The organism is Nocardia violaceofusca NBRC 14427 (genome assembly GCF_963869435.1).
GTDB classification, from domain to species: Bacteria; Actinomycetota; Actinomycetes; order Mycobacteriales; family Mycobacteriaceae; genus Nocardia; species Nocardia aobensis.
In genome coordinates, this window is the sequence record NZ_CAWMPM010000005.1 from 383,492 (window position 1) to 405,510 (window position 22,019).

The window sequence follows — 22,019 nt, forward strand, 5'->3', positions numbered from 1 at the left end:
TCAACCGATGAAACGCGGATCGGAGATGGTCCCGCTGGCGACCAGCATGATGTAGAAGTCGGTGATCGCCAGGGTGGCCAGCGTGGTCCATGCCAGCTGCATGTGCCGCGTGTTCAACTTCGACACCTGCGTCCACATCCAGTAGCGCACCGGATGGGCGGAGAAGTGTTTGAGACGGCCGCCGGTGATATGCCGGCAGGAGTGGCACGAGATCGTATATGCCCACAGCAGAACGACATTCACCACCAGGACGATGTTGCCCAGGCCGAAGCCGAAACCGCCGTCCTTGCCGTGGAACGCCATGACCGCGTCGTAGGTGTTGACCACCGACACGACGACCGCGATATAGAAGAAGTAGCGGTGCACGTTCTGGATGATCAGCGGAAGCCGCGTCTCACCGGTGTATTTGCCGTGCGGTTCGGCGACCGCGCAGGCCGGCGGCGAGAACCACACCGCGCGGTAGTAGGCCTTGCGGTAGTAGTAACAGGTCAACCGGAACAGCAGTAGGAACGGCAGCACCAGGAAACCGAGCGGAATCCACATCGGCAGGTTGCCGACCCAGTGCCCGAAGTGGCTCGAACCCTCGACGCACGAGGTACTCACGCAGGGTGAGTAGAACGGCGTCAGATAGTGGTAGTCGGAGACCCAATATGCCGTTCGCACAAAGGCTCTCACGGTTGCGTAGATGATGAATGCGGCCAGTCCGAGCACCGTGAGCAGTGGGGGGACCCACCATCGGTCGGTACGCAGAGTGCGCGTGGAAATGGCCGCGCGGCCTTTGCTGAAAACTCCCGTGCCCGCCTCGGGGGCGCGTGTCGGTGCTGCGCTCACTGCAAGCTGCCTCGCTGGTCTACCCCGTGGAACGTCATCGTTACCTCCGGCGTCGAATGTGATGCTGAGCACCATACGACAACCGGGCTATGACTCGAGGCCGGTCCAGACAAGATCTATCGCCGCTCCGTCCTATGATTTGCGCCACATTTTCTGAGCGTTCGACGGCGGCGGTGCAACGAGTGAATGACGAGCTACTTCGGACCTTCTTCGCGAATACGGCGGGGTTGGGAACCGGCGGGCCGCAGCGCCGTCACGGCGGAATGGACGGCCGCCGCGACGACCCGTGCTGCTGGTGAACGCCGGGTTACTTGGTGCGCGGCCTCGAATGGAAGCCGAGACCCTCGTCCTGTGCGCCCATCCACGCCGCCTCGTCGGACTTGCTGTCCGGCACGTAGATGACCTCCTGCTGCCGGCGGCTGTCCACCTCGGGCGGCGGGGTGTGCTCGAATTCCTCGGCGTCGATGGCGAGTCGTTCGAGATCGTTCTCCAGTCGGCGGACCGAGTTGGCATCTCCGTAGTGGGTGCGCAACGCGCCGACGCATTGCCGGAGCTGTCCGACCGCGAAGCGCAGTTCTGCGATCTCACTGCGTGTCATCGAAACCTCCTGGTGCTTCCGGGCCGATCACCGGATCGGATCCCGCCCGCGGGCAAGATCAAACCTGTGACGGACCGCACATCGTGATCTACAACACATTACGTGATCATTCGCGTTCTGGCTCGTCGCAGATGGAAAAAGATCTCGCCACCTGCGCGCCCCGCGCGGTGCGCGAACCTCATCCGGCGGTCGGCAGGGGCGCCGCGACCGACGGGGACTCCATCCCGACGAGCGTGGCGAGAACCGGAAGCGCGGCGGTCTCGGCTCCACGACCTCCGTGGGTGACGGCCGGTGTTCCGGTCGCGCGGTCCACGAGTGCCGCGACGGCCACCGCCACCTCCTCGGCGCGCTCCAGGATGACGCTGTGTCCGGCGCCGTCGAGCCGGACCAGTTCGGCGCCGCCGAGTTGCGCGGCAAGGACCACCGAATGCGCGAACGGAATCATGATGTCGGCCGATCCGCCGAGAACCAGGGCCGGGAGATCCGACAGCAGGCGCAGGGTGGGCGTCTCGTCGAAGTGGATGAGTGAATCCAGGAAGTAGGCCATGGTCGGCAGCGGGGTGTCGTTGAGCATCGCGGTGGCGAGTGCGGCCATGCGCGGATTCACCCGCCGCGAGCCGAAACTCGCCTCTCGCACCATCGGCTCGAAAACGCGGCGCCCCAACCGCTTCGACACCTGCAGCGCCCGCGGCGCCCGCTGGACCACGACCCGCAGGGAGGTCACGGTGTGCCGGTTCAGCAATCGGCCCAGTCCCACCGCGGTGATGCCGGCGGCCGCCCCGGCGATCAGCCCGACGCCGACCACCCGGGTGCCGATCGTGGCCGGGAACAGGCGAGCGTATGCCAGCACCACCATCGCGCCCATGGAATGGCCGACCAGCACGACCGGGCCCGTCGGCGCGACCGCCCGCAGGACCGCGTCGAGATCGTGGCCCAGCTGGTCGATGGTGTAGGTCATCGGATCGGCGCCGGCGGAATCGCCGTGACCGCGGTGGTCGTAGAACACCATCCGGGTGCCGGAGCCCCAGTGCCGCAAAAGCTGATCTCGCAGGAACCACCAGGATTCGGTCCGCAGGCAGTGACCGTGGACGAAGACCACGGTCACCGAGGCCGTGGGCGGACCGAAGGTCCAGGCGGCCAAAGGGGTGCCGTCGTCGGCGCAGACGGTGACGCGGGTGGCGATCGTCGTGGACATGACGTCCTCCTGCAGAGTCCGTACCTGCCCGGATGTCGGATTTGATTGCCGTCGCGTTAACGGTCATAACCTGGTGTTATGCAGAAGTTGTACAACTGCTGCCGGTCGTTCGCCGACGATCCGGCGCGAGGGGAATCGTCAGAATATTTCCATCTCTACTAAGATTCATAGAAAGCCCTAGAAAGAACTCGACTCCGGCTCCCGGCACTAGGACCGAAACTGACCTATATCGCCCCTAGCGTGGTGTGCATGAGCGCAGAGATCCGCGGCTTCCGCATCGACATTCCGCAGTCCGATATCGACGATCTGCACGATCGGCTCGAGCGGACGCGCTGGGCGCCGCAACTGCCCGGCGCGGAGGGCAGCCGGGGTGTGCCGGTGACTCGGCTCCGCGAACTGGCCGACTACTGGCGCACCGAATACGGCTGGCGGGCACAGGAAGCCCGGCTCAATCGCTTCCCGCAGTACCGCACCGAGATCGACGGTGTCGATGTGCACTTTCTGCACGTGCGCTCGCCCGAGCCGGAGGCGCTGCCGCTGGTTCTCAACCACGGCTGGCCCAACACCTTCGCCGAATTCGCCGGCCTCATCGACCTTCTCGTCGACCCCCGGGCGCACGGCGGCGATCCCGCGCGGGCCTTCCATGTGGTCGTACCGTCGGTGCCGGGATACGGATTCTCGGCCGCGCCTGCCGAAACCGGCTGGAGCACAGACCGTGTCGGCCGGATGTGGGTGGAACTGATGGCCCGGCTCGGCTACGAGAGGTACGGCGTACAGGGCGGCGACCTGGGCACCTACGTGGGCACCGCGATGGCCGAGGCGGCGCCCGACCGGGTGGCGGGGCTCTACATCACCGCCGGTCTCGGCTTCCCCACCGAGGCCGATGTGCCGGTCCTGACCGATGCCGAACGAGCCGGCTACGAGGCGATGATGTCGGCGGACTGGGTCAACGGCGTGGATCATCACGGGCTGCTGCGTGCGGCGCCGCAGACCTTCTCGATCGGGTGGAACGATTCACCCGCCGCCGCCCTGGCCTGGATGGTGCAGAAGTACACCGACTTCAGCGCCGCCGGCGCGCTCGATGCGGCGATCGACCGCGACGCGCTGCTGACCACCGTCGGCATCTACTGGTTCACCCAGAGCTTCGGGACGTCGGCGTGGTCGTACTACGACAGCACCGGCTTCGCCTGGCCGACCGGTTCGGCGCAGGTCCCGACCGGGGTGTACAGCGGCGCACCGGGCATCCGCCGGCTCGCCGAACGCACCGCGAAGATCGTGCACTGGCCGGAGGGTAATCCGGCGGGACACCATTTCATCGCGATGGATCAGCCGGGGGCATATGCGGCCGACCTGCGCAGATTCTTCGGCGATCTCGCCTGAGTGACGTGCCATCGGGAAATCTGAGGCTCTCGATCATTGAAACTAGACAGCCCTAGATTTCCCGATGGATCGCTACACGTCGGCCGCCGTGCGCGTGGACGGCAGGAACGGGGTGAGCAGATTGTGCTCGGTGGACGGGCCGAATTCCCACTCCGCGATCCACGGACCGGTGCCCTCGCTCGGATCGAGCACGCCCGACTCCAGCCATTCGTAGCGGCCCTCGAGCACCTGCCGGGTCAGCGCGGTGTCGGCGTCGTCGGTGTTGTCCCACAGCGCGTCGAAGGCGGCCTCGACCCGCAATCGGGACTGGCGGCAGAAGGTGTCGGCCAGTTCCGTCGCCGCGGCCGCGTCCCGGCTGTCCTCGGCGCGCATGGCCTGGGCCCGGACGCACGCCGCCGACATGGCGAACAGTTCCGCGCCGATATCGACGAGGCGGCCCAGGAACCCCTGCCGGTATTCGAGTTTCGCCTGCCAGCGCGCCATCGCGTACATCAGTTCGCGCGCCTGCTTGCGCGACATCCGCTCGACGAAGCGCAGATGCGTTGCCAGCGGCCCGAATTCGGTGTAGCCGGCGGGGAGCGTGCCACGGCCGACCGCCAACTGCGGGAACCATTTCGCGTAGAAGCCGCTCGCCCCGACCGCGGCGGTTGCCTTGTCCTTCAGTGCCGCATGGCGATCCACGAGCGCACCCGCGGCGGCCATATGCGCATCGGCCATCTCCCGGGCGATCAGCAGCCGCATGATCTCGCTGGAACCTTCGAAGATCCGATTGATCCGCAGATCGCGCACCAGTTGTTCGGCCGGTACCGCGCGCTCGCCCCGATGGCGCAGGGAGGCGGCGGTCTCGTAGCCGCGGCCGCCGCGGATCTGGACCAGTTCGTCGGCGATGCGACAGCTCATCTCGGAGGCCCACAGTTTGGCCAGTGCGGCTTCGATGCGGATGTCGTTGCGCGCCTCGTCGCACATCGTCCCGGACAGTTCGAGGACCGCCTCCAGCGCGAAAGCGGTTGCGGCGACGAAGGATATCTTCGACGCGACCGCCGCGTGTTCACCGACCGGGCGGCCCCACTGCACGCGCGCCGCCGACCAGCCGCGGCTGATCTTCAGCGACCACTTCGCCGCCGCGGTGCACAGGGCGGGGATGGCCAGCCGTCCCGCGTTGAGCGTGGTCAGCGCGATCTTCAGGCCGTCGCCCTCGCGTCCGATCAGATTGCGCGCCGGCACCCGGACCTTGTGCATGCGGGTGACGCCGTTCTCGATCCCGTGCAAACCCATGAAGGCGTTGCGGCGCTCGACGGTGATGCCGGGGGTGTCGGCCTCCACCACGAAGGCGGATATCCCGCCGCGATGGCCGGGGCTCTTCGGCACCCGCGCCATCACCACCAGCAGTTCGGCGACCACACCGTTGGTCGTCCACAACTTCACGCCGTCGAGTTCGTAGGCCTCGCCGTCGGCGGTCGGGGTCGCGGTACTCGCCATCCGGGCCGGGTCCGATCCGACGTCCGGTTCGGTCAGCAGGAAGGCGCTGACCGCGCCCCGCGCGCACCGGGGCAGGAATTCGCGCTTCTGTTCCTCGGTGCCGGCCAGCTTCAGCGGTTCCGGTACGCCGATCGACTGATGTGCCGACAGCAGTACGCCCAAACTCGCGTGCACCGAGCCGACCATCATCAGCGCCCGGTTGTAGCCGACCTGCGACAGGCCCTGCCCACCGTATTCCGGCGGGATCTTGAGCCCGAAGCAGCCGAGTTCGGCCAGGCCCCGGACGTAGTCGTCGGGGATCTTCGATTCGGCCTCGATGACCGACCCGTCCAGCGTCTCGCAGAAGGCCCGCAGGCGTTCCAGATAGGCCTCGGTCCGCGCGGCGTCGTCGGGAGCCGGTTGCGGATATGGATGGATCAGGTCGAGCCGGAACCGGCCGAGGAACATCTGCTTGGCGAACGACGGTTTGGCCCAGGTGCTTTCGCGCGATTCCTCGACCAGTGCGCGGGCCTGCTCTTCGGTGGCGTGAACTTTCGCGGCTGTCGCCATGGGATCCTCCCTCGAAACGTGACCAGGATCACATTCGAGTGTAGGAGAGTTAGTTACTCGCTGGTAGGCCTACGGCGAAATCGGAAGACGAAGAATTACTGGACGCCGCGCAGATACCGCCCGAAATGTGGCACCGTGAAGCCGATGGTGCCCCGCTCGGCCGAATAGATCAGCCCCTTCTTGATGAGCCCGTCCCGGGCCGGAGACAGGGACGCGGGTTTGCGACCCAGTTCCCTGGCGACCGCCGCGGTCGGTACCGGCCCGTCGTCGCCGGCCAGATCGGCCATCGCCCGCATGTACTCGCGCTCGGCGGGAGTTGCCCGCTCGTAGCGGGAGCCGAAGAAGCCGACCGCCAGTTCCTCTTCGGCCGCCGGGGCCGCCAGTTCCACATCCTCGGCGCCGATCGGGCTGCGGGCGGCCACATCCCAGGTGGCCTTACCGTAGGCCTGGACGAAATAGGGGTAGCCATCTGCCTTGTCGTACAAGGCTTTCAGCGCCTCCTCGGTGAACTCCACCGCCTCGCGCTCGGCGGGCGCGATCAGCGCGCGATCCGCGGAATCGCGATCGAGCCGGTCGATGCGGTGGTAGCCGAAAAGTCGCTCGGAATAGCTCTTGGAGGCCGAGAGCACGGCCGGCAGATGTGGCAGGCCGGCGCCCACCACGATCAGCGGCGCTGTCTCCTGGCTCAATTCATGGCAGGCGCCGCAGATGGCGGAGATGTCGGCCGGTCCCAGATCCTGCATCTCGTCGATGAACACGGCGATGCCGACGCCGATATCGCGGGCCAGCTGAGCCGCCTCGAGGAGCAACTCCACCAGATCGATCTCGATGTCACCGGAGTCCGCGCGTCCCGTGACGGCCGGGACGTCGATTCCGGGTTGCCAGCGTTCGCGCATCCCCTTGTCGGCGGTCGCGCGCAGGGCGAAGGCCTTGAGGATGCCCAGGAAATCGTCGACCATCTCGGGATTGCGATGGGCGACCGCGATCTGGCGCACCGCCATATGCAGCGCCGAGGCCAGCGGCCGTCGCAATTCCTGATCCGGGCGGGCCTCCAGTTTGCCGGTTCCCCACCCGCGCGAGCGGGCCGTGGACCGAAGTTGATTGAGCAGCACCGTTTTTCCCACGCCGCGCAGGCCGGTGAGCATCACACTGCGTTCGGGACGTCCGCGCGAGATGCGTTCGAGCACGATGTCGAACGCGTCGAGCTGTTTGTCGCGCCCGGCGAGTTCGGGCGGGCGCTGGCCGGCGCCCGGGGCATACGGATTCCGCACGGGGTCCATGCCCCGACACCGTAGCGCGTTCGCACCGAAATCTCGGGATATATACGGGATGTCCTAGATTGCGCTATCCAATCGAATGGCAGCCGCCGCGCGGGGTGACCGGGCGCCGTGCGCTCTACGCTGGGGGCCGATCGAGGTCCGAAATGTCCGCAGGAGGGTCATGTCCACCGATTCGGAAGATCAGCAGTCCGGCGATCGGCCGAACCCCACGGTGGCCGAGGTCGTCGGATCCTGGGACGTGCCCGCCGGAGCGAGCGTGGCGCGGCAGATTCGCGACAACATCCTGCACGCGATCGCGCAGGGGTACGACGATCCGCAACTGGTGGCCGATCTCGCGGTCGGTCCCCTCGTGATCGCCCTGGGCCGGCTGGAAACCGAACTGGCGGACGCGCGTGGTCGCATCGCGGAACTGGAGCGCGCGGTCCGGCCGCGCGGCGAGGGCGAGTGAACCGGCCGCCGGTGTAACGCCCGGGCGACTCGTTTCGATAACGAGCGCAAGGCCGTGGATACCGTGTCGTGATCTCCATAGCAGATCGATTCGCCGGGCTGTAATCGGGGGTGGTCCTGGCGATTTGGCGACACGCGGGCAGACACGCCGTCGTGTGGGGTGGACAACAACACCGAGCCGTCGTAATCTCTTCGTGACTTCGCGGAGTATGTCGCTTCATTAGAGGGGCGGCCCGTTGAGTCACCGCCTAATCAGCAGTCGAGTGGGCAGCTCGATCGCTGAACCGGGGACCCAGGTTACTGGGGTGAATCCTCTTCGGTCGCAAGGTCGATGGGGTAGGGCCGAATCTTCCCGGTCCGAACCCGTCAGCTAACCCGGTCGGCGCGTGGGCAAGGAAGAAACAGGAGACTCAGCTCGGTGGGTAAACACAGTCTGCAACGGGAATCTCGGCTGCCGAATTCCGTCAAGGGTGCGCTGGTCTGCGGCGCAGTAGCGGCAACAACCGGTGCGATACCGGCGATTCCGGCCATGGCGGCCACGATCAACGTTCCCGGCGTCGGCAACTTCGACGTTCCGCTGGGTTCGGATTTCGACCAGCAGGTCAGCCAGGCGAACCAGGTGCTCGCCGATCACGCGGATCAGATCAAGGGAGTTCAGCAGGCGCTGAGCTCGCAGGCGATCGCGCCCAGCATCCCCAACGCCGCGCAGAACCCGATGGGTAGCATGTTCGGCCAGCCGCAGCAGCAGCACGGCGTCGGCGACGTCGCCCTCGACGCTGCGCGCAGCAAGATCGGCGCCGACTACGTGTGGGGCGCCTCCGGTCCGGCGAACTTCGACTGCTCCGGTCTGGTGCAGTGGGCGTACAAGCAGGCCGGAATTCAGCTGCCGCGTACCAGCTTCGAACAGTCGCATGTCGGCAAGCCGGTCGCTTTCCAGGACCTGAAGCCGGGCGACCTGGTCATCCAGAACGGCGGCGGCCATGTGGCCATGTACGCCGGGGATGGCAAGATTCTCCAGGCGCCGCAGTCGGGTGAGACCGTCAGCTACGCGCATCTGGATCCTGATTCGGTCGTCACCGCACGCCGCGTCGCCTAGTCGTTTCGCTCGACAGCATGGCCCGGCGGTGACCCGCCGGGCCTACTGTGAGGAGCGAAACTGGAACGGGCACAACCAGCTACAGCTCGGGTCGACTCCTGGATCTGGGCTGTCCGGCTGTTCAAAACTCGATCCGCTGCGGCCACCGCGTGCCGCGGCGGTCACGTACGTGTCAACGGCACCGCCGTCAAACCCGCTCATCAGATCAAGTCCGGTGATGAGGTGCGGGTCCGTAATGCCGGAGCCGAACGTATCGTCGTCGTGGTCCGGCTGGTCGTCAAACGCGTCGGCGCTTCGATCGCCACGCAGTGCTATATCGACAAGAGCCCTCCCCCGCCCGCACCCGAAATCGTCGCCGCGATGCCCAAGCGCGACCGCGGTGCCGGACGGCCCACCAAGCGCGAACGCCGCGAGACCGATCGGCTACTCGGCCGCGATTCGACCTGAGGTCGCGGGGCGGGGCTCCGCTTCGATGCCGGTGCCGCCGCCGAACTTCCCTGCCCGATAGAGTTCGCGGCACTCGCCCCGGCGCAGCTTTCCGCTCGAGGTCTTCGGAATCGCGCCGCGCGGCAGTAACAGCACCTCCGCCGGCGAGATGCCGTGCACCGTCGCCACCGCGGCCCGGACCCGCCGGCCGAGATCGTCCGCGGCGGGCTGTGGGCTCGTCATTTCCGCGATGATCACCAGGTCCTCACGTTCGCCGGTATCGACACCGAACGCCGCGATATGCCCGGGCCGCAGTTCGGGCGCCGCGTCGGCGGCGGTGGCTTCGATATCGGCGGGGAAGTGGTTGCGGCCGTCGATGACGATGGTGTCGCGCAAGCGTCCCGCGATGTAGAGACCCCCGTTGTGGACGACACCGAGATCGCCGGTGCGCAGCCATGTTCCGGGCTCGCCGGGCAGCACCGCGCCGAAGGTGGCGGCGGTCCGCTCGCGCAGTCCCGCATATCCCGCACCGACATTCGGGCCCCGCACCCAGATCTCGCCGACAAAACCGTCGTCGCGGGGGGTGAGAGTGATCGGGTCGACGATGAGCACGGTTTGCCCGGCGGGACGGCCACAGTCGACCAGGGCGATACCATCCGCCCGGCCGCCGAGCGCATGGCGCGCGGACGCGACGATCGCCCGGCCCGAGCCGAGGGCGGCGCGGTCGAATTCGACGCAGACCGGTTCCGCCTCCGGGCGCGAGATGGTGACCGGAAGGGTCGCCTCCGCCAAGCCGTATCCCGCGGTGTGGGCCCGGTGGCGAAACCCGTGCGGTGCGAAGGTACGGGTGAAGGCGCCCAGGGCGGTGGCGCGGATCGGTTCGGCCCCGTTGAGCAGCAGATCCAGCGGCGACAGATCGAGACCGTCGCGTTCCTCCGCGCTGGTACCCGAAACCGCCAGGGACAGACCGAAATTCGGGCTCGCGGTCGCGGTCGCGCGATAGTCGCTGCACGCGCGCAGCCATCGGATCGGCCGTTTGGCGAAGTCGGCCGGTGGCAGCGTGATCGCATGGACGCCGAGATACAGCGGCAGCGCCAGGGCGAACACCAGGCCCATATCGTGGAAGAACGGGAGCCAGTTCACCATCGGGCCATCGTCGGCCGGTGCCAGGGCGCCATGCAGCTGATCCAGTGCCGCAGCGAGGTTCACATGGGAAACACACACTCCCGCAGGCGAAGTGGTGGACCCGGAGGTGTACTGGAGGTAGGCGGGATGCGCGCCGACCGTATCCACTCGGACATCGTCGGTGCGAGCGTGCGCATCGACCGTGAGGAGTTCGCGGTGCGGCAGGCGATCGGCATCGGGACCTCGGGCGCCGGGCACCGGCTGCGCCGAACCGGGCGAGACGAGACACAGCCTCGGCTCGGCATCGCCGAGGATCGTTCGCAACCGGCCGGCATTGTGGCGCAACGTGTCCGGGAACAGCGGCACGGCGGTGCGTGCGCTGTAGAGACAGCCGAGGAAGGCGACGACATAGTCCAGGCCGTGTTCGCACTGAATGGCGACGCGATCACCGGGCACCGACCGTTCGCGGATGGCGGCTGCCAGTGCGCCCGCCGCGCGGTGCAGTTCCGAGGTCGTCACGGTGACCGCCACCGGTCGGCCGCCGGGATGAGAGAGGGCGGTGAAGGCCGGATCGTCCGGTGCTTCCGCAGCCCGCGCCGCGACGGCCGCCGCCAATCGGTCGGTCATATCACTCCTGTCGCGGCAACCGCGCTGCCAGTGCCGCCGACAAGGCTGTGACGGAGGGGTTGTCGAACAGCTCGGCCGTTGCGATACGAATTCCCAGCCCGGCCTCCAAACGGCGTCGTAGATCGATCGCCAGAAGCGAGGAGAGGTTCAGCGTCGCGAAGTCGGCATCGGAATCGACGGATTCGACCGGGCGCGAGAGGGCGCCGGCGACTGTGGCGCGAACGATGCGCCGAACCTCCTCCGCGTTCGTCACGGTATCGGCCGGTGCTGCTTCGCGTGCCGGACCGACCGGCAGTGAGCCGGTCCTCTGCGGTGGTCGCCGAGGCGCGGAGGGATGCCGGTCCGGCCGCGACGAAGAATCATGGTGCGGCGCAGCAGGAATCAGCGCCTCGCGCAGCCGGGCTGCGATCGGACCGGAGTCGTCGGTGGGCGTGTAATCCAGCGCGAGCACCACCGGTTGCGGTCGGCCGAGGACCGCGGAGAGCACGGACATGCCGCGGGCGACATCGAAGGGCGTGATGCCGGCCGTTCGCAGATGTGTGGCGCCCCCGGCCGAGCGGGCGAGTCCGGCGTCCCAGCTGCCCCAGGCGATGCTGGTCACCGATCGGCCGGTGGCGCCGAGCGCCAGCGCGTCCAGAGCCGCATTCGCCGCGGCGTACGCGGCCTGTCCGGGGGCGCCGAAAAGCCCGGTCGCGGAGGAGAACAGGACGGTGAAGTCGACCGGGTCGTCCGCTGTCAGTTCGATCAGTGAGGTGGCGGCGGTCACTTTGGGTCCGAAGTGCAATGCCAGCGATTCGCCTGTCACCCTGTCGAATTCGGCGTCCTGCAACATGCCCGCGGCGTGCACCAGGCCGCGAATCGTCGATCCGCATGCCCGGATGTCGTCGAGCGCGTTGGCCAGGTCCGCGCGATCGGCGGCATCACAGCGCACGACCACCACCCGGTCCTCGGCGCCGTCGAGTAGCGGCGGCAGCGGCCGGGGACGCCGGGTCAGGACTACGACATCGCGCGCTCCCTGTTCGAGCAGCCACCGAACCGCGGCGGCCCCCAGCGCGCCGAGCCCGCCGGTGACCACGTAGGTCCCGTCGGCGCAGAGCGGAACCGCGGAACCGGTTCCTCCGAGCCGTCGGAACCGCCGCACGAGCGTTCGCGCACCTTCGACACGCACTTCCGCGGGCCCACCCGAACGGAGCACGAGGTCGCTTACGGCATCGGCGCCTGATTCGTCGGACCAGATCAGGCGCACCGGTCGGCCGGATTCCAACTGCAGGGTCCGTACCAGTGCGGCGACGGCGTTGTGTGCGGCGGATGCCGGATGACGCAGCACCACGGTGAGGCTCGCCGTCGTCTCCGCGGCGATCACCTGCTGCAGGACGCGCAAGGCTTGCCCGAGGCCGGTGACGAGCGAATCGCCGCGTGCGGCGTCGGCCCCCGTATCGCTCGGGCCCGTATCCGGCCAGACCAGGACGACAGCCGTGGGGGCCGATCGTCCAGCTGCCGCCGACAAGGCCGTCGACTCGCCGGGCTCGCGGGCGATCCGCTCGGCGGGGATATGCCGGTCCAGGGCGCGGGCGATCGACTTCGCGAGGCGCGATTCCCCGACGACCGCAACCCGCTCGATCACCGGATTCACCGCCTCCGCACCTCGGGCGGAGAACGGCGAGGCGATCCACTGTTCCTCGCGCAGTACGGAGTTCGCCCACTCGGGTGCCGTGGCGACCGTGGCGTCGTACTCGGCTCGTCCCCGCACGGCGGTGTGCCCGCGAGGCACGTGCATCCCCGCGCTCGCGATGCCGCCGAAATCGACACCGGCACTGCCTGATTCGCGCGGCGCATCCGAAACCGGTGTGCGAGTTTTCTCCGGCTGCGTGTAGGGGCCGTCGCCGGCGGTGGCGCCGGAACGGTCGCCGCCGAACTCGGTGTCTCCGGATGGGCGGGAGGTGTGTCCGGACCGGAAACCCCGCGCTCGCTCCGAGACGAAACCCTTGCCCGAGAAGGCAATCCGCACACCGATGAACGCGAGTGCGGGGGCGTCGTCCTGGTCCAGCGCGATGACATCGCACAGGAGGCCGCCCGGCTCGTGCTCCCGTACGAACGCGTGCGCCTCGGTCAGCAGTACGCGCTGCGCATCGGAAAGCCACACCGACGCGATCGCCACGGGCACCGTGAGTCCGTCCGCGGGCAGTACCTCCCGGCCGGCGGCGGCGATCAGCTGCAGACAGCCGTCGAGCGCGGCGGTGGACAGCGGAATCGAATCGAAGACGCCGACCGCGGTCCGGCTTCCGGCACGAACGGCCGCCAGCGGGCGAAAGCGCGGACCGTAGTCGAGTCCGCGGTGGCGCAGGGATGCGTAGAACTCGTCGATATCGAGTTCGTCCGCTGCCGCAACGGAGGTTCGATGGTGGTCCACCGTGCGCATCCAGCCGAGGATGTCGGCGGGCGCGGCGGCGCTGTCGGCACGTGCAGAGGCGAGCGACACCGGCCCCAGCAGTACACGCAGATCCGAACCGCTGCGGTAGCCGACCGCCGCGAGATCGGCGATATCCGTGCGTTCGTGCACCGCGAAGTCGGCCAGCCGAATCGGGCCGGGTGCCGAATCCAGCAGGCGCCGAATCCAATACGCGGCGGGCACGGTCGGCACCCCGTCCACCACGTGATCGTCGAGACGCTCGCGCCCGGGGTCGGTCGTGGTGCGGGTGAGCAGTGGGAAAGCCTTTCGCCGCCACCGCCGTTCGATCACCGGACCGGCAGCCGGGCCCTGGATCGACCAGTCGACGTCACGCCCCCGCACATACATCGCGCCGACGGTCCGGAGCAGGGCGGCGACCTCGCCGTCGCGCTGCGCGGCCGCGCAGACGGAGTCGGCCAGTTCGGGATAGTCCCGTACGGCCGGCGCCAGCACCGGATGCGGCGATATCTCCACGATCGAGGTGTATCCCCGGCTTAGGGCCGATTCGACGGCAGCGTCCAGATGGACGGTGCCGCAGAGGTTGTCGATCCAGTACTCGGTGTCCATCGCGGCGGAATCGATGACCAGGCCCGGCCGTGCCGTCGAGAACACCGGCACCCTGGGCGCGCGCGGCCGCGGCGCCCGGAGCGCGGTGGTGAATTCGCCGGCCAGCGCGCGAACCTGCGGGCTGTGCGCCGCGAAATCCACCGGTACCGGCCGCACGTAGTACTGGCGCCGCCGCGCTCGCCGCAGCAGCGTCTCCATGTACCGCGTGGTGCCGGAGACCACCACCGTCCGGGGGCCGTTCACCGCCGCGACGGCGACCTCCGCACGCAGTGGCTCGACCAGCCGCCGCGCCTGGTCCGGTGTCGCCTCGAGCATCGCCATCATGCCCTGCCCGGCCAGCCGGCCCAGCGCCCGCGAGCGCACGGTGACCAGATGTGCGGCATCGTCGAGGGACAACGCTCCCGCGACCACGGCGGCCGCGATTTCCCCCAGGCTGTGCCCCGCCACCGCATCCGGTTCGATTCCCCATGTCGCGAGCAATCGGGCCAGCGCCACCTGGTAGACGAACAGCGCCGGTTGCACCGTCTCGGTGGCGCCGAGGCTGTCGGCGAAGCCGTGCCGAGCCGTCCACACTCGTGGCCCGCCCGAATCCGCCACCGCGTCCGCCGCTTCGGCCACCGCCTGGACGAATTCGGGATACCGGGCCGCCAGTTCGCGCCCCATTCGCGGATGCTGACCGCCCTGTCCGGAGAACAGGAACAGCACGCGCCCGCGCCGGCGGCCACCGACTCCGAGCAGGGCAGGCGAGGGGGAACCGCTCGCCAGCGCGCGCAGTGCGTCGGCGGCATCGTCGGCCTCGTCCGCGACGATCGCGGCCCGAATCGGCTGGGGCAGTGCGCGTCCGGCTGCGGCCAAGCGGGACGGTGACAGCTCGCCGGTGGCCGCCAGCCGGCCCGCGGTCTCGCGCAGTTCGTCCGCGTCGCGACCGGTGAGTCCGATGAGCACCGGAGCCCGCACCTCGCGGACCGGTCCAGGCTCCGCCTCCCGCACGACCACATGCGCATTGGTTCCGCCGAATCCGAACGAGCTGACTCCCGCGCAACGCCGATCGCCGGAGTCCGTGGCCCAGCCGACCACTTCGCCCGGCACCCGGAGGCCGCGTTCGGCCAGCCGCAGCAGCGGATTCTCGCGCTGGAAATTGATGGTGGGGACGATGGTTCCGTGGTGCAGGCACAGCGCCACCTTGGCCAGCCCGGTCACCCCGGCAGCCGCCTCGAGATGGCCGATATTCGATTTGATAGATCCGACATACGGTTTCACCGCACCGCTCGGCGCGTCGAGGACGGCGGCCAGCGCCTCGATCTCCACCGCATCGCCGACCGGTGTTCCGGTGCCGTGACATTCGAAATACCCGGCGGAGCGCACGTCCAGGCCCGCGCGTGCCCACGCCGTCCGGATCACCTGTTGTTGCGCGCGTCCGTTCGGCGCATACAGCCCGTTCGAACGTCCGTCCGAACCCACCGCGGCACCAGCGATCTCGGCATAGCGGCGGTTGCCCTCACGCTGGGCGTCGGCGGTGCGCTGCAGCACCAGCACCGTGGCACCGTCACCGCGCACGTATCCGTCGGCGGCCGCGTCGAACGGTTTGCACCGCCCGTCCGGCGCCAGGAAGCCGCCCTGTTCCAGATACTGCGAAGTATGTGGCAACAGTGCGAGATTCACGCCGCCGACGATGGCGTACGGCACCGCCTCGTCGGCCAGCAGCCGCAGCGCGAGGTCCACCGCGGCGAGCGAGGACGAACACGCGCTGTCGAGCACCACACTCGGTCCGTGCAGATCCAGCGCATAGGAGATCCGATTGGCGATGATGCTGAGCGCCGATCCCGTCACCGCGTAGGGCGCGTCCTGCCCGCCGTTGCCGAGGACGACCGCTCCGTGGTCGAAACCGCAGGCGCCGAACAGAACCGCGGTGTTCGATCCGCCCAGCCGATAGCCGATTCCGGCATCGTCGACCGCCTCGACCGCGACTTCCAGCGCCAGGCGCTGTTGCGGATCCATCAGTGCCGCTTCCCGATCGGAGATCGAGAAGCGCTCGTTGTCGAATTCCGCGATCGAATCCAGATAGCCGCCCCGGCCCGCGCCGTCGCGATCCGGCGGTGGGTCGCCGACGCCGCTGCGGCTCTCGATCAGCAAGCGCCACAAGTCGTTCACGCCGGAGGCTCCCGGCACTCGGCATCCGATACCGATGATCGATATCGGTGGGGTGGCGGGTGTCATCGGCCCTCGAGATGGTCGACGAGCCGCTCGATATCCGGGTTGTCGTAGAGATCGGTGAGCGAGATCTCCACGCCCAGCGCGTCTTCCAGCACACCGGTGAGGCGGGCGAGCTGCGCGGAGGAAAATCCCAGATCGGTGAAAGGCAGTGTGGTCGAAACGGATTCGGGATCGGCGTCCAGCATGTGCGCGATCGCCGCGACTGCCGCGTCCGCCATGGTGTCGATCCGCTCCCGCTGCCCCACCGCCACTTCCTCCCCGTATAGTGCAGGTTCCCCAGCGATTATGCCGACAAGTCGGGGCCCGGTGAAGAGGTCGAGACAGCTGAGGCCACAGGGACGAGAGTGACGGAAACGAGCCGCGACCGTGGCGGTCGCGGCTCGCGCCGTATGCCGGAATCAGACGACCAGTGAGCCCAGCCGCGAGTTGATCAGCGCCTCGGCCTCGTCCACGATGCGCGAGATCAGTTCGGCGCAGGTGGGGATGTCGTCGATCAGGCCCTGCACCTGCCCGGCCGACCAGATGCCGGCGTCCAGGTCACCCTCGTCGAAGACGCGGCGGCCGCGCGCGCCGGCGACCAGATCGCGCACATCCTCGAATTTGCCTCCGGCGGCCTCGATTTCGACCACCTTGCGGCTGATCTCGTTGGCGGCCACCCGGGCGGTGTTGTTCATGGTGCGGAAGATGAGCTGCGTGTCCCGCTCGGTGTGGGCGACGATCTGCTCTTTGACCTTCCGATGCACCGGGGACTCCTCGGTGCACAGGAAGCGGGTGCCCATGTTGATGCCGTCGGCGCCCAGCGCCAGCGCGGCGACCAGGCCGCGGGCATCGGCGAAACCACCCGACGCGACGACCGGGATGTCGAGCGCCTTGGTGGCGGCGGGGATCAGGATCAGGCCGGGCACGTCGTCCTCACCCGGGTGTCCGGCGCATTCGAAACCGTCGATGCTCACGCCGTCGACGCCGATCTTCTGCGCCTTGAGCGCGTGCCGGACGCTGGTGCACTTGTGCAGCACCTTGATTCCGGCTTCCTTGTAGTACGGCAGGAACGGCTCCGGGTTGCTGCCGGCGGTCTCCACGATCTTCACGCCCGACTCGATGATCGCCTGGACGTATTCCTGGTATGGCGGCGGATTGATCGACGGCAGGATGGTGACGTTGACGCCGAACGGCTTGTCGGTGAGTTGCCGGGTGCGCTCGATCTCGCGCCGCAGATCGTCGGGGGTCGGCTGGGTCAGCGCGGTGATGAAGCCGAGGCCTCCGGCGTTGGCGACCGCCGCCACGAGTTCGGCGCGGCCGACGTGCATCATGCCGCCCTGCACGATCGGGTGTTCGATACCGAACATCTCGGTGAATCTGGTGCGCAACATCTGGTTGTCCTCCTGGCCGCGGTACGACTCGGTGCGGCGCGCCCGGCATCTCCGGCACGACTCGATGCCGGTGTGTGCACAGACTGCCGCCCCTCGGGTGCCCGGCCGTGTGCGAGCCGGGCCTGCCCGGATGGGTCGATACTGGCATGGCGACCGCATCGGAGACAACAGGATGTGAGTGGCAGTTTGCCCCGACCGCCTCGAAGGCCGTGGAACTGACGTCACCATGCACTCAGATAAAATCCCAGGTTATCGCTATGAGACGGCGCAGTGTGGCGAACCTTCTGTGAACCGGGATTCTCGTATGTAACCCTTGTCACGGCAAAAAGTTAGTTGCTATTCTCGCTGTTGGTTCAGCCGTCGACGCCGCCGGGCCATTCGGTGGCGAACTCCGACGGGCCGAGAGGAGTTCCTGCATGACCACCGGTGTCCAGACCGACGAACCGATCCGGTCGCGTCGCAACCACTGGAACAATCAGATCGCCACGCATGCGCTGATGCGCCCGGACGCCGTGGCGATCCGGTTCCGCGGGCAGGACACCACCTGGAAACAGCTGCACGAGCGGTCACTGAAATTCGCCGATGCCCTGGCGCGGCGCGGTGTCGGCTTCGGCGACCGGGTGCTGATCCTGGCGCTCAACTACACCGAGTACCTGGAGGCCGTGTTCGGCATCAACGCGCTGGGCGCGATCGCGGTACCGGTGAACTTCCGGCTCACCCCGCCCGAGGTCGCCTATATCGTGGCCGATTCGGGCGCCGCGGCGATCGTCACCGACTCGCTGCTGCAGCCGCTGGCCACCGGTGTGATGGCGCAGAGCGAGACGCTGCGCACCTGCGTCGTCATCGGCGGCACCACCGGCGAGGGTGTCATCGGCTACGACGACTTCCTCGCCGAAACCGGCGAACCCCATGTGCCGCAGGATATTCCGGAGGACACTCCGGCGTTGATCATGTACACCTCGGGCACCACCGGCAGCCCCAAGGGCGCGATCCTGTCCTACGCCAATCTGAATGCCCAGGCGCTGACCTGCATTCGGGCGATGAACTCGACCCCCGACAGCATCGGCTTCTGCACCTCGCCGCTGTTCCACATCGCCGGACTGGGCGCTCTCGCCCCGGCGTTCATGCTCGGCTCCACGACCGTCCTGCATCCGCTGGGCGCGTTCAACGCCTCCGAATTCCTCGACGCCATCGAGGCCGAACAGGCCACCACCGCGTTCTGTGTCCCCGCCCAGTGGCAGCTGATCTGTGAGGACCCGACGGTCAAGCAGCGCAAGCTCGCGTTGGAGACGCTGAGCTGGGGTGCGGCGCCGGCGTCGGAGACCGTGCTGCGGGCGATGGCCGAATGCTTCCCGAACGCGCAGAACGTCGCCGTCTTCGGCCAGACCGAGATGTCGCCGATCACCTGCGTGCTCGAGGGTAAGGACGCGCTGCGCAAACTCGGCTCGGTCGGCAAGCCGATCCCGACCATCCAGAGCCGCGTCGTCGACGAGGAGATGAACGACGTCGCGCCGGGCGAGATCGGCGAGATCGTCTACCGCGGGCCGACCATGATGCAGGGCTACTGGAACAAGCCCGAGGCGACCGCGGAAGCCTTCGCCGGCGGCTGGTTCCACTCCGGCGACCTGGTTCGCCAGGACGAGGAGGGCTTCGTCTGGGTGGTCGACCGCAAGAAGGACATGATCATCTCCGGCGGCGAGAACATCTACTGTGCCGAGGTGGAGAACGTGCTGTTCGCGCATCCGAAGATCCACGAGGCCGCGGTGGTCGGCCGGGCCCACGAGAAGTGGGGTGAGGTGCCGGTGGCCGTCGTCGCGCTGCTCGACGGCGAAACGCTGACCCTCGAGGAACTGACCCCGTTCCTCAACGACAACCTCGCGCGATACAAGCATCCGAAGGATCTGGTGATCGTGCCGGAGCTACCGCGCAACGCCAGCGGCAAGGTCGTGAAGGTGCAACTGCGTAAGGACTACGCGGGCTGACCTTCGGCATTCCGCCGAAACGGCCTGCGGCTCAGATCATGTCGTGCCTGGTGAGCCAGTTCATCAGCGGCCAGCCGCAGAAGACCGGCAACCAGCAGGTCAGTACGCGGTAGAGCAGCACCGCCGGCACGCCGATCGCGGCGGGCACACCGAAGGCGGCCAGACCGCCGATCAGCGCCGCCTCCACCGCGCCCACGCCGCCGGGTGTGGGCGCGGCCGAGGCCAGCGTGCCGCCGATCATCGTCACGACCGTCACGGTCACGAATGTCGTTGCGCCGCCGAAGGCTTCGATGGCGGCCCATAGCGCGCCCGCCGCGCCGAGCGTGGTGGTCGCGCAGCCGCCGACGATCATCAGCAGCCGTCTCGGTTCACGTGCCAGCGTCCGCAGTTCCGCGACTACCTCCGCCAGCTGCGGCCGCACCTCGTTGCGCAGCCAGCGCCGCACCGTCGGGACGAACATGGCCGCGCCGACCGCACCCAGCAGACCACCGGCCAGCAGGTACAGCACGGTCGCACTCGGCACGAAATGTTCCAGGTTCGCCGAGACACCGGCCGCCACACTGAAGATGATCAGCAGCGCCACGTGTGTGATCACCTGCACCGCCTGGTTCAGCGCCACCGCGGCGGTCGCCTTCACCGTGCCCAAACCGCTCTTCTGCAGGAATCGCACACTCAGCGCCAGCCCGCCGACCCCGGCGGGTGTGGTGGTCGCGGCGAAGGTGTTGGCGACCTGCATACCGAGCAGCTTGCGGAAGTTCACCGACGTCCCGGCGCATCCCCACAGCGCCATCGCCGCGCCTACGTAGGTGGCGGCCGAAATCGTCAGCCCCAGCAGCGCCCACCACCAGTTCGCGGTGCGCAGTTCGGTGAAGAAGGTCGGCACCTGGCTGATGAACGGGTAGGCCACGTACACCAGCGCGATGAGCAGCACCAGCTGCACGATCTGGTTGCGCGAGTACCGGGTGATCCGCGCGGCCTCGATCCGATCCTTACCGGTCTGCTGAAGTACCTGAGCGCGGACGGTTTTCATCAGTTCGCCGCTGTCGGGCACCGATTTGCGGACCTGCGCGCCGATCCCGTTCTTGGTGAGCCGTCGGGACGCGTCGAGCACCGCCTGTTCCCCCAGCACGTGAATGGCGGTCGCCACCACGGTTTGCGCTCCGAACAGCGAGCTCGTGGTGAGCAGCAACTGCGCGATATCGGCGGAGAAGCGGGAGTCGAAGGCGCCGAATTCCGCGGCCATGAAGCCACCGAACAGCACCCGTCCCTCGGCGATGCGGATTTCCTCGATCCGCAGATCGCCGTGGGTGATCTGGGCCCGATGCATGTTCTGCAGCGACCGCCAGACGTTGGTCAGCACCACCTCGCTGTCGGTGGCGGCCAGCTGCCGGCCCCGGGGCGCGGTGTGCGCGTACAAGGTCCAGCCGCGGCTCAGGGCGGCCACCGTCAGCGGTTTGTTGCTGGCCAGGCCCAGGTCGCCGAGCGCGATACCCATCAGTGCGCGGTGTTCGACCGCGCGGCGCATCGAGGCGAAGGCGGGGGCGCGTTCACTGCTGCGGAAGGTCAGCCAGCGCCGTACCTGCCGCAACATTCCCCAGCTGCGCTGATTCTGTCCGTACATCTCCACGACCAGCTGGCGATGCGGTCCGGTGTCGGCGCTCAGCAGCAGTGGTCCCGGGCCGGCCGGACGCAGCACGGTGAAGCCGGTGACGGTGTATCCGCGTCCGGCCAGTACCCGCACGGCGGCCTCGAGCGGCACCTCCAACGCGGGAGTGCCGACGACCAGCACGATCACCGCGCCGACGAACCAGCCCACGACCAGCCCGAACATCGCCCGCGAGGGCACCACCAGACTGACGAACAGATGCAGCGGCACGAACGCGATCAGCAACGCCCACCACAAGCGCCGCCACGAGACCGGCAGCCACGGGCTGGCCACGGTCAAGCCGGCGGCCAGCATCGCGATCCAGCGCGGATCGTCGAGAAATTGCGACAGGAAGGTGTCGAGCTGACGTGGCACCGCCAGATGCCACTGCGGCGCCGAGATCCCGGATTCGGTGATCGACAGCGCCAGCACCGCGATCAGACCCGCCGCCACGTAGCCGCTGAGCAGTTTCCACTGCATCCGGAAGATCAGTCGGACCAGGATCGCGAAGGGCAAGGCCAGAATCGCGATGCCGTAGAGCAGGTAGACCAGGTTGGACTGTTCGGGCGTGAGGAAGCCGACGATATCGGAGACCGATCGCTCCAGGGCCTCCCAGCGCGGCCGGGTGACGAGCGATCCGGCGACCACCACCGCCACCAGCAGGGCGGACAGCACCACGCGAATGATGTCGCTGGTCCGCCTGATCCGCGGCTGCAGCAGACTGCCGGAGACGGGGATCTCCCGCCCGTCTACTCGCAT

At 68.1% G+C, this 22,019-nt stretch carries 15 protein-coding genes and 1 riboswitch; of the genes, 5 read left to right on the plus strand and 10 right to left on the minus strand.

All coding sequences use genetic code 11. The features are described from left to right. The 3 genes from sdhC to AC5592_RS06390 all read right to left on the minus strand — a co-directional run bounded on the left by sdhC (nt 1) and on the right by AC5592_RS06390 (nt 2,624). A complete protein-coding gene (sdhC, locus tag AC5592_RS06380; RefSeq protein WP_036507256.1) occupies nt 1-831 on the minus strand; it encodes a succinate dehydrogenase subunit SdhC in 831 nt (276 codons plus the stop codon). A gap of 307 nt (nt 832-1,138) precedes the next feature. Continuing rightward, the gene (locus tag AC5592_RS06385; protein WP_036507253.1) at nt 1,139-1,429 is read right to left on the minus strand and encodes an Rv0250c family protein; all 291 of its coding nucleotides are present in this window, start codon (nt 1,427-1,429) and stop codon (nt 1,139-1,141) included. 178 nt (nt 1,430-1,607) lie between these two features. Continuing rightward, on the minus strand, nt 1,608-2,624 hold the full coding sequence (locus tag AC5592_RS06390; protein ID WP_084506383.1) for an alpha/beta fold hydrolase: 1,017 nt from the start codon (nt 2,622-2,624) through the stop codon (nt 1,608-1,610). 249 nt (nt 2,625-2,873) lie between these two features. Between AC5592_RS06390 and AC5592_RS06395 the strand changes: the two genes are divergently transcribed. Beyond that, entirely contained in the window at nt 2,874-4,004 is a 1,131-nt protein-coding gene (locus AC5592_RS06395) for an epoxide hydrolase family protein (RefSeq protein ID WP_063063655.1), read from the plus strand. Between the two features lie 72 nt (nt 4,005-4,076). Here AC5592_RS06395 and AC5592_RS06400 read toward each other — a convergent pair whose 3' ends face one another. Beyond that, nucleotides 4,077-6,032 (minus strand): acyl-CoA dehydrogenase family protein, encoded by a 1,956-nt coding sequence (locus AC5592_RS06400; protein WP_036507246.1) that lies wholly within the window; start codon nt 6,030-6,032, stop codon nt 4,077-4,079. 95 nt (nt 6,033-6,127) lie between these two features. Further along, on the minus strand, nt 6,128-7,312 hold the full coding sequence (locus AC5592_RS06405) for an ATP-binding protein (protein ID WP_036507243.1): 1,185 nt from the start codon (nt 7,310-7,312) through the stop codon (nt 6,128-6,130). 160 nt (nt 7,313-7,472) lie between these two features. Between AC5592_RS06405 and AC5592_RS06410 the strand changes: the two genes are divergently transcribed. The 3 genes from AC5592_RS06410 to AC5592_RS06420 all read left to right on the plus strand — a co-directional run bounded on the left by AC5592_RS06410 (nt 7,473) and on the right by AC5592_RS06420 (nt 9,302). Further along, nucleotides 7,473-7,760, plus strand: a complete 288-nt coding sequence (locus AC5592_RS06410; RefSeq protein ID WP_036507240.1) for a hypothetical protein — start codon at nt 7,473-7,475, stop codon at nt 7,758-7,760. A 234-nt stretch (nt 7,761-7,994) separates the two neighbouring features. Next, nucleotides 7,995-8,159: riboswitch (cyclic di-AMP (ydaO/yuaA leader) on the plus strand. A gap of 18 nt (nt 8,160-8,177) precedes the next feature. Then, nucleotides 8,178-8,855, plus strand: a complete 678-nt coding sequence (locus tag AC5592_RS06415; RefSeq protein ID WP_063820449.1) for a C40 family peptidase — start codon at nt 8,178-8,180, stop codon at nt 8,853-8,855. A 60-nt stretch (nt 8,856-8,915) separates the two neighbouring features. Further along, nucleotides 8,916-9,302 (plus strand): RNA-binding S4 domain-containing protein, encoded by a 387-nt coding sequence (locus tag AC5592_RS06420; RefSeq protein ID WP_036507237.1) that lies wholly within the window; start codon nt 8,916-8,918, stop codon nt 9,300-9,302. Here AC5592_RS06420 and AC5592_RS06425 read toward each other — a convergent pair. From AC5592_RS06425 to AC5592_RS06440, 4 genes are all read right to left on the minus strand, one after another. Next, on the minus strand, nt 9,279-11,033 hold the full coding sequence (locus AC5592_RS06425; RefSeq protein WP_063920251.1) for a fatty acyl-AMP ligase: 1,755 nt from the start codon (nt 11,031-11,033) through the stop codon (nt 9,279-9,281). The two genes, AC5592_RS06420 and AC5592_RS06425, sit on opposite strands and share 24 nt — an antisense overlap. Nucleotide 11,034: 1 nt before the next feature. Beyond that, nucleotides 11,035-16,266 carry a type I polyketide synthase gene (locus AC5592_RS06430; RefSeq protein ID WP_063063656.1) on the minus strand — a complete coding sequence of 1,744 codons (5,232 nt, stop codon included), beginning with the start codon at nt 16,264-16,266 and terminating at the stop codon, nt 11,035-11,037. After that, nucleotides 16,263-16,508, minus strand: coding sequence for an acyl carrier protein (locus AC5592_RS06435; RefSeq protein WP_232329219.1), 246 nt, complete (start codon nt 16,506-16,508; stop codon nt 16,263-16,265). The genes AC5592_RS06430 and AC5592_RS06435 overlap by 4 nt, the downstream gene beginning before the upstream one ends. Before the next feature lie 153 nt (nt 16,509-16,661). Further along, entirely contained in the window at nt 16,662-17,633 is a 972-nt protein-coding gene (locus tag AC5592_RS06440) for an NAD(P)H-dependent flavin oxidoreductase (protein ID WP_063063657.1), read from the minus strand. A 416-nt stretch (nt 17,634-18,049) separates the two neighbouring features. Between AC5592_RS06440 and fadD5 the strand changes: the two genes are divergently transcribed. Then, the gene (fadD5, locus tag AC5592_RS06445) at nt 18,050-19,615 is read left to right on the plus strand and encodes a fatty-acid--CoA ligase FadD5 (RefSeq protein WP_063063658.1); all 1,566 of its coding nucleotides are present in this window, start codon (nt 18,050-18,052) and stop codon (nt 19,613-19,615) included. Nucleotides 19,616-19,646: 31 nt separating this feature from the next. On the opposite strand, the gene AC5592_RS06450 is transcribed toward fadD5, so the two are convergent. After that, entirely contained in the window at nt 19,647-22,019 is a 2,373-nt protein-coding gene (locus tag AC5592_RS06450) for a lysylphosphatidylglycerol synthase transmembrane domain-containing protein (protein ID WP_063063659.1), read from the minus strand.

Excerpts from the sequence above, each read along its gene's own strand:
- AC5592_RS06385 (WP_036507253.1), bottom strand. The coding sequence starts at position 1,429 with ATGACACGCAGTGAGATCGCAGAACTGCGCTTCGCGGTCGGACAGCTC.
- AC5592_RS06390 (WP_084506383.1), bottom strand. The coding sequence starts at position 2,624 with ATGTCCACGACGATCGCCACCCGCGTCACCGTCTGCGCCGACGACGGC.
- AC5592_RS06395 (WP_063063655.1), top strand. The coding sequence starts at position 2,874 with ATGAGCGCAGAGATCCGCGGCTTCCGCATCGACATTCCGCAGTCCGAT.
- AC5592_RS06400 (WP_036507246.1), bottom strand. The coding sequence starts at position 6,032 with ATGGCGACAGCCGCGAAAGTTCACGCCACCGAAGAGCAGGCCCGCGCA.
- AC5592_RS06405 (WP_036507243.1), bottom strand. The coding sequence starts at position 7,312 with ATGGACCCCGTGCGGAATCCGTATGCCCCGGGCGCCGGCCAGCGCCCG.
- AC5592_RS06410 (WP_036507240.1), top strand. The coding sequence starts at position 7,473 with ATGTCCACCGATTCGGAAGATCAGCAGTCCGGCGATCGGCCGAACCCC.
- AC5592_RS06425 (WP_063920251.1), bottom strand. The coding sequence starts at position 11,033 with ATGACCGACCGATTGGCGGCGGCCGTCGCGGCGCGGGCTGCGGAAGCA.
- AC5592_RS06430 (WP_063063656.1), bottom strand. The coding sequence starts at position 16,266 with ATGACACCCGCCACCCCACCGATATCGATCATCGGTATCGGATGCCGA.
- AC5592_RS06440 (WP_063063657.1), bottom strand. The coding sequence starts at position 17,633 with ATGTTGCGCACCAGATTCACCGAGATGTTCGGTATCGAACACCCGATC.
- fadD5 (WP_063063658.1), top strand. The coding sequence starts at position 18,050 with ATGACCACCGGTGTCCAGACCGACGAACCGATCCGGTCGCGTCGCAAC.
- AC5592_RS06450 (WP_063063659.1), bottom strand. The coding sequence starts at position 22,019 with ATGCGAGTAGACGGGCGGGAGATCCCCGTCTCCGGCAGTCTGCTGCAG.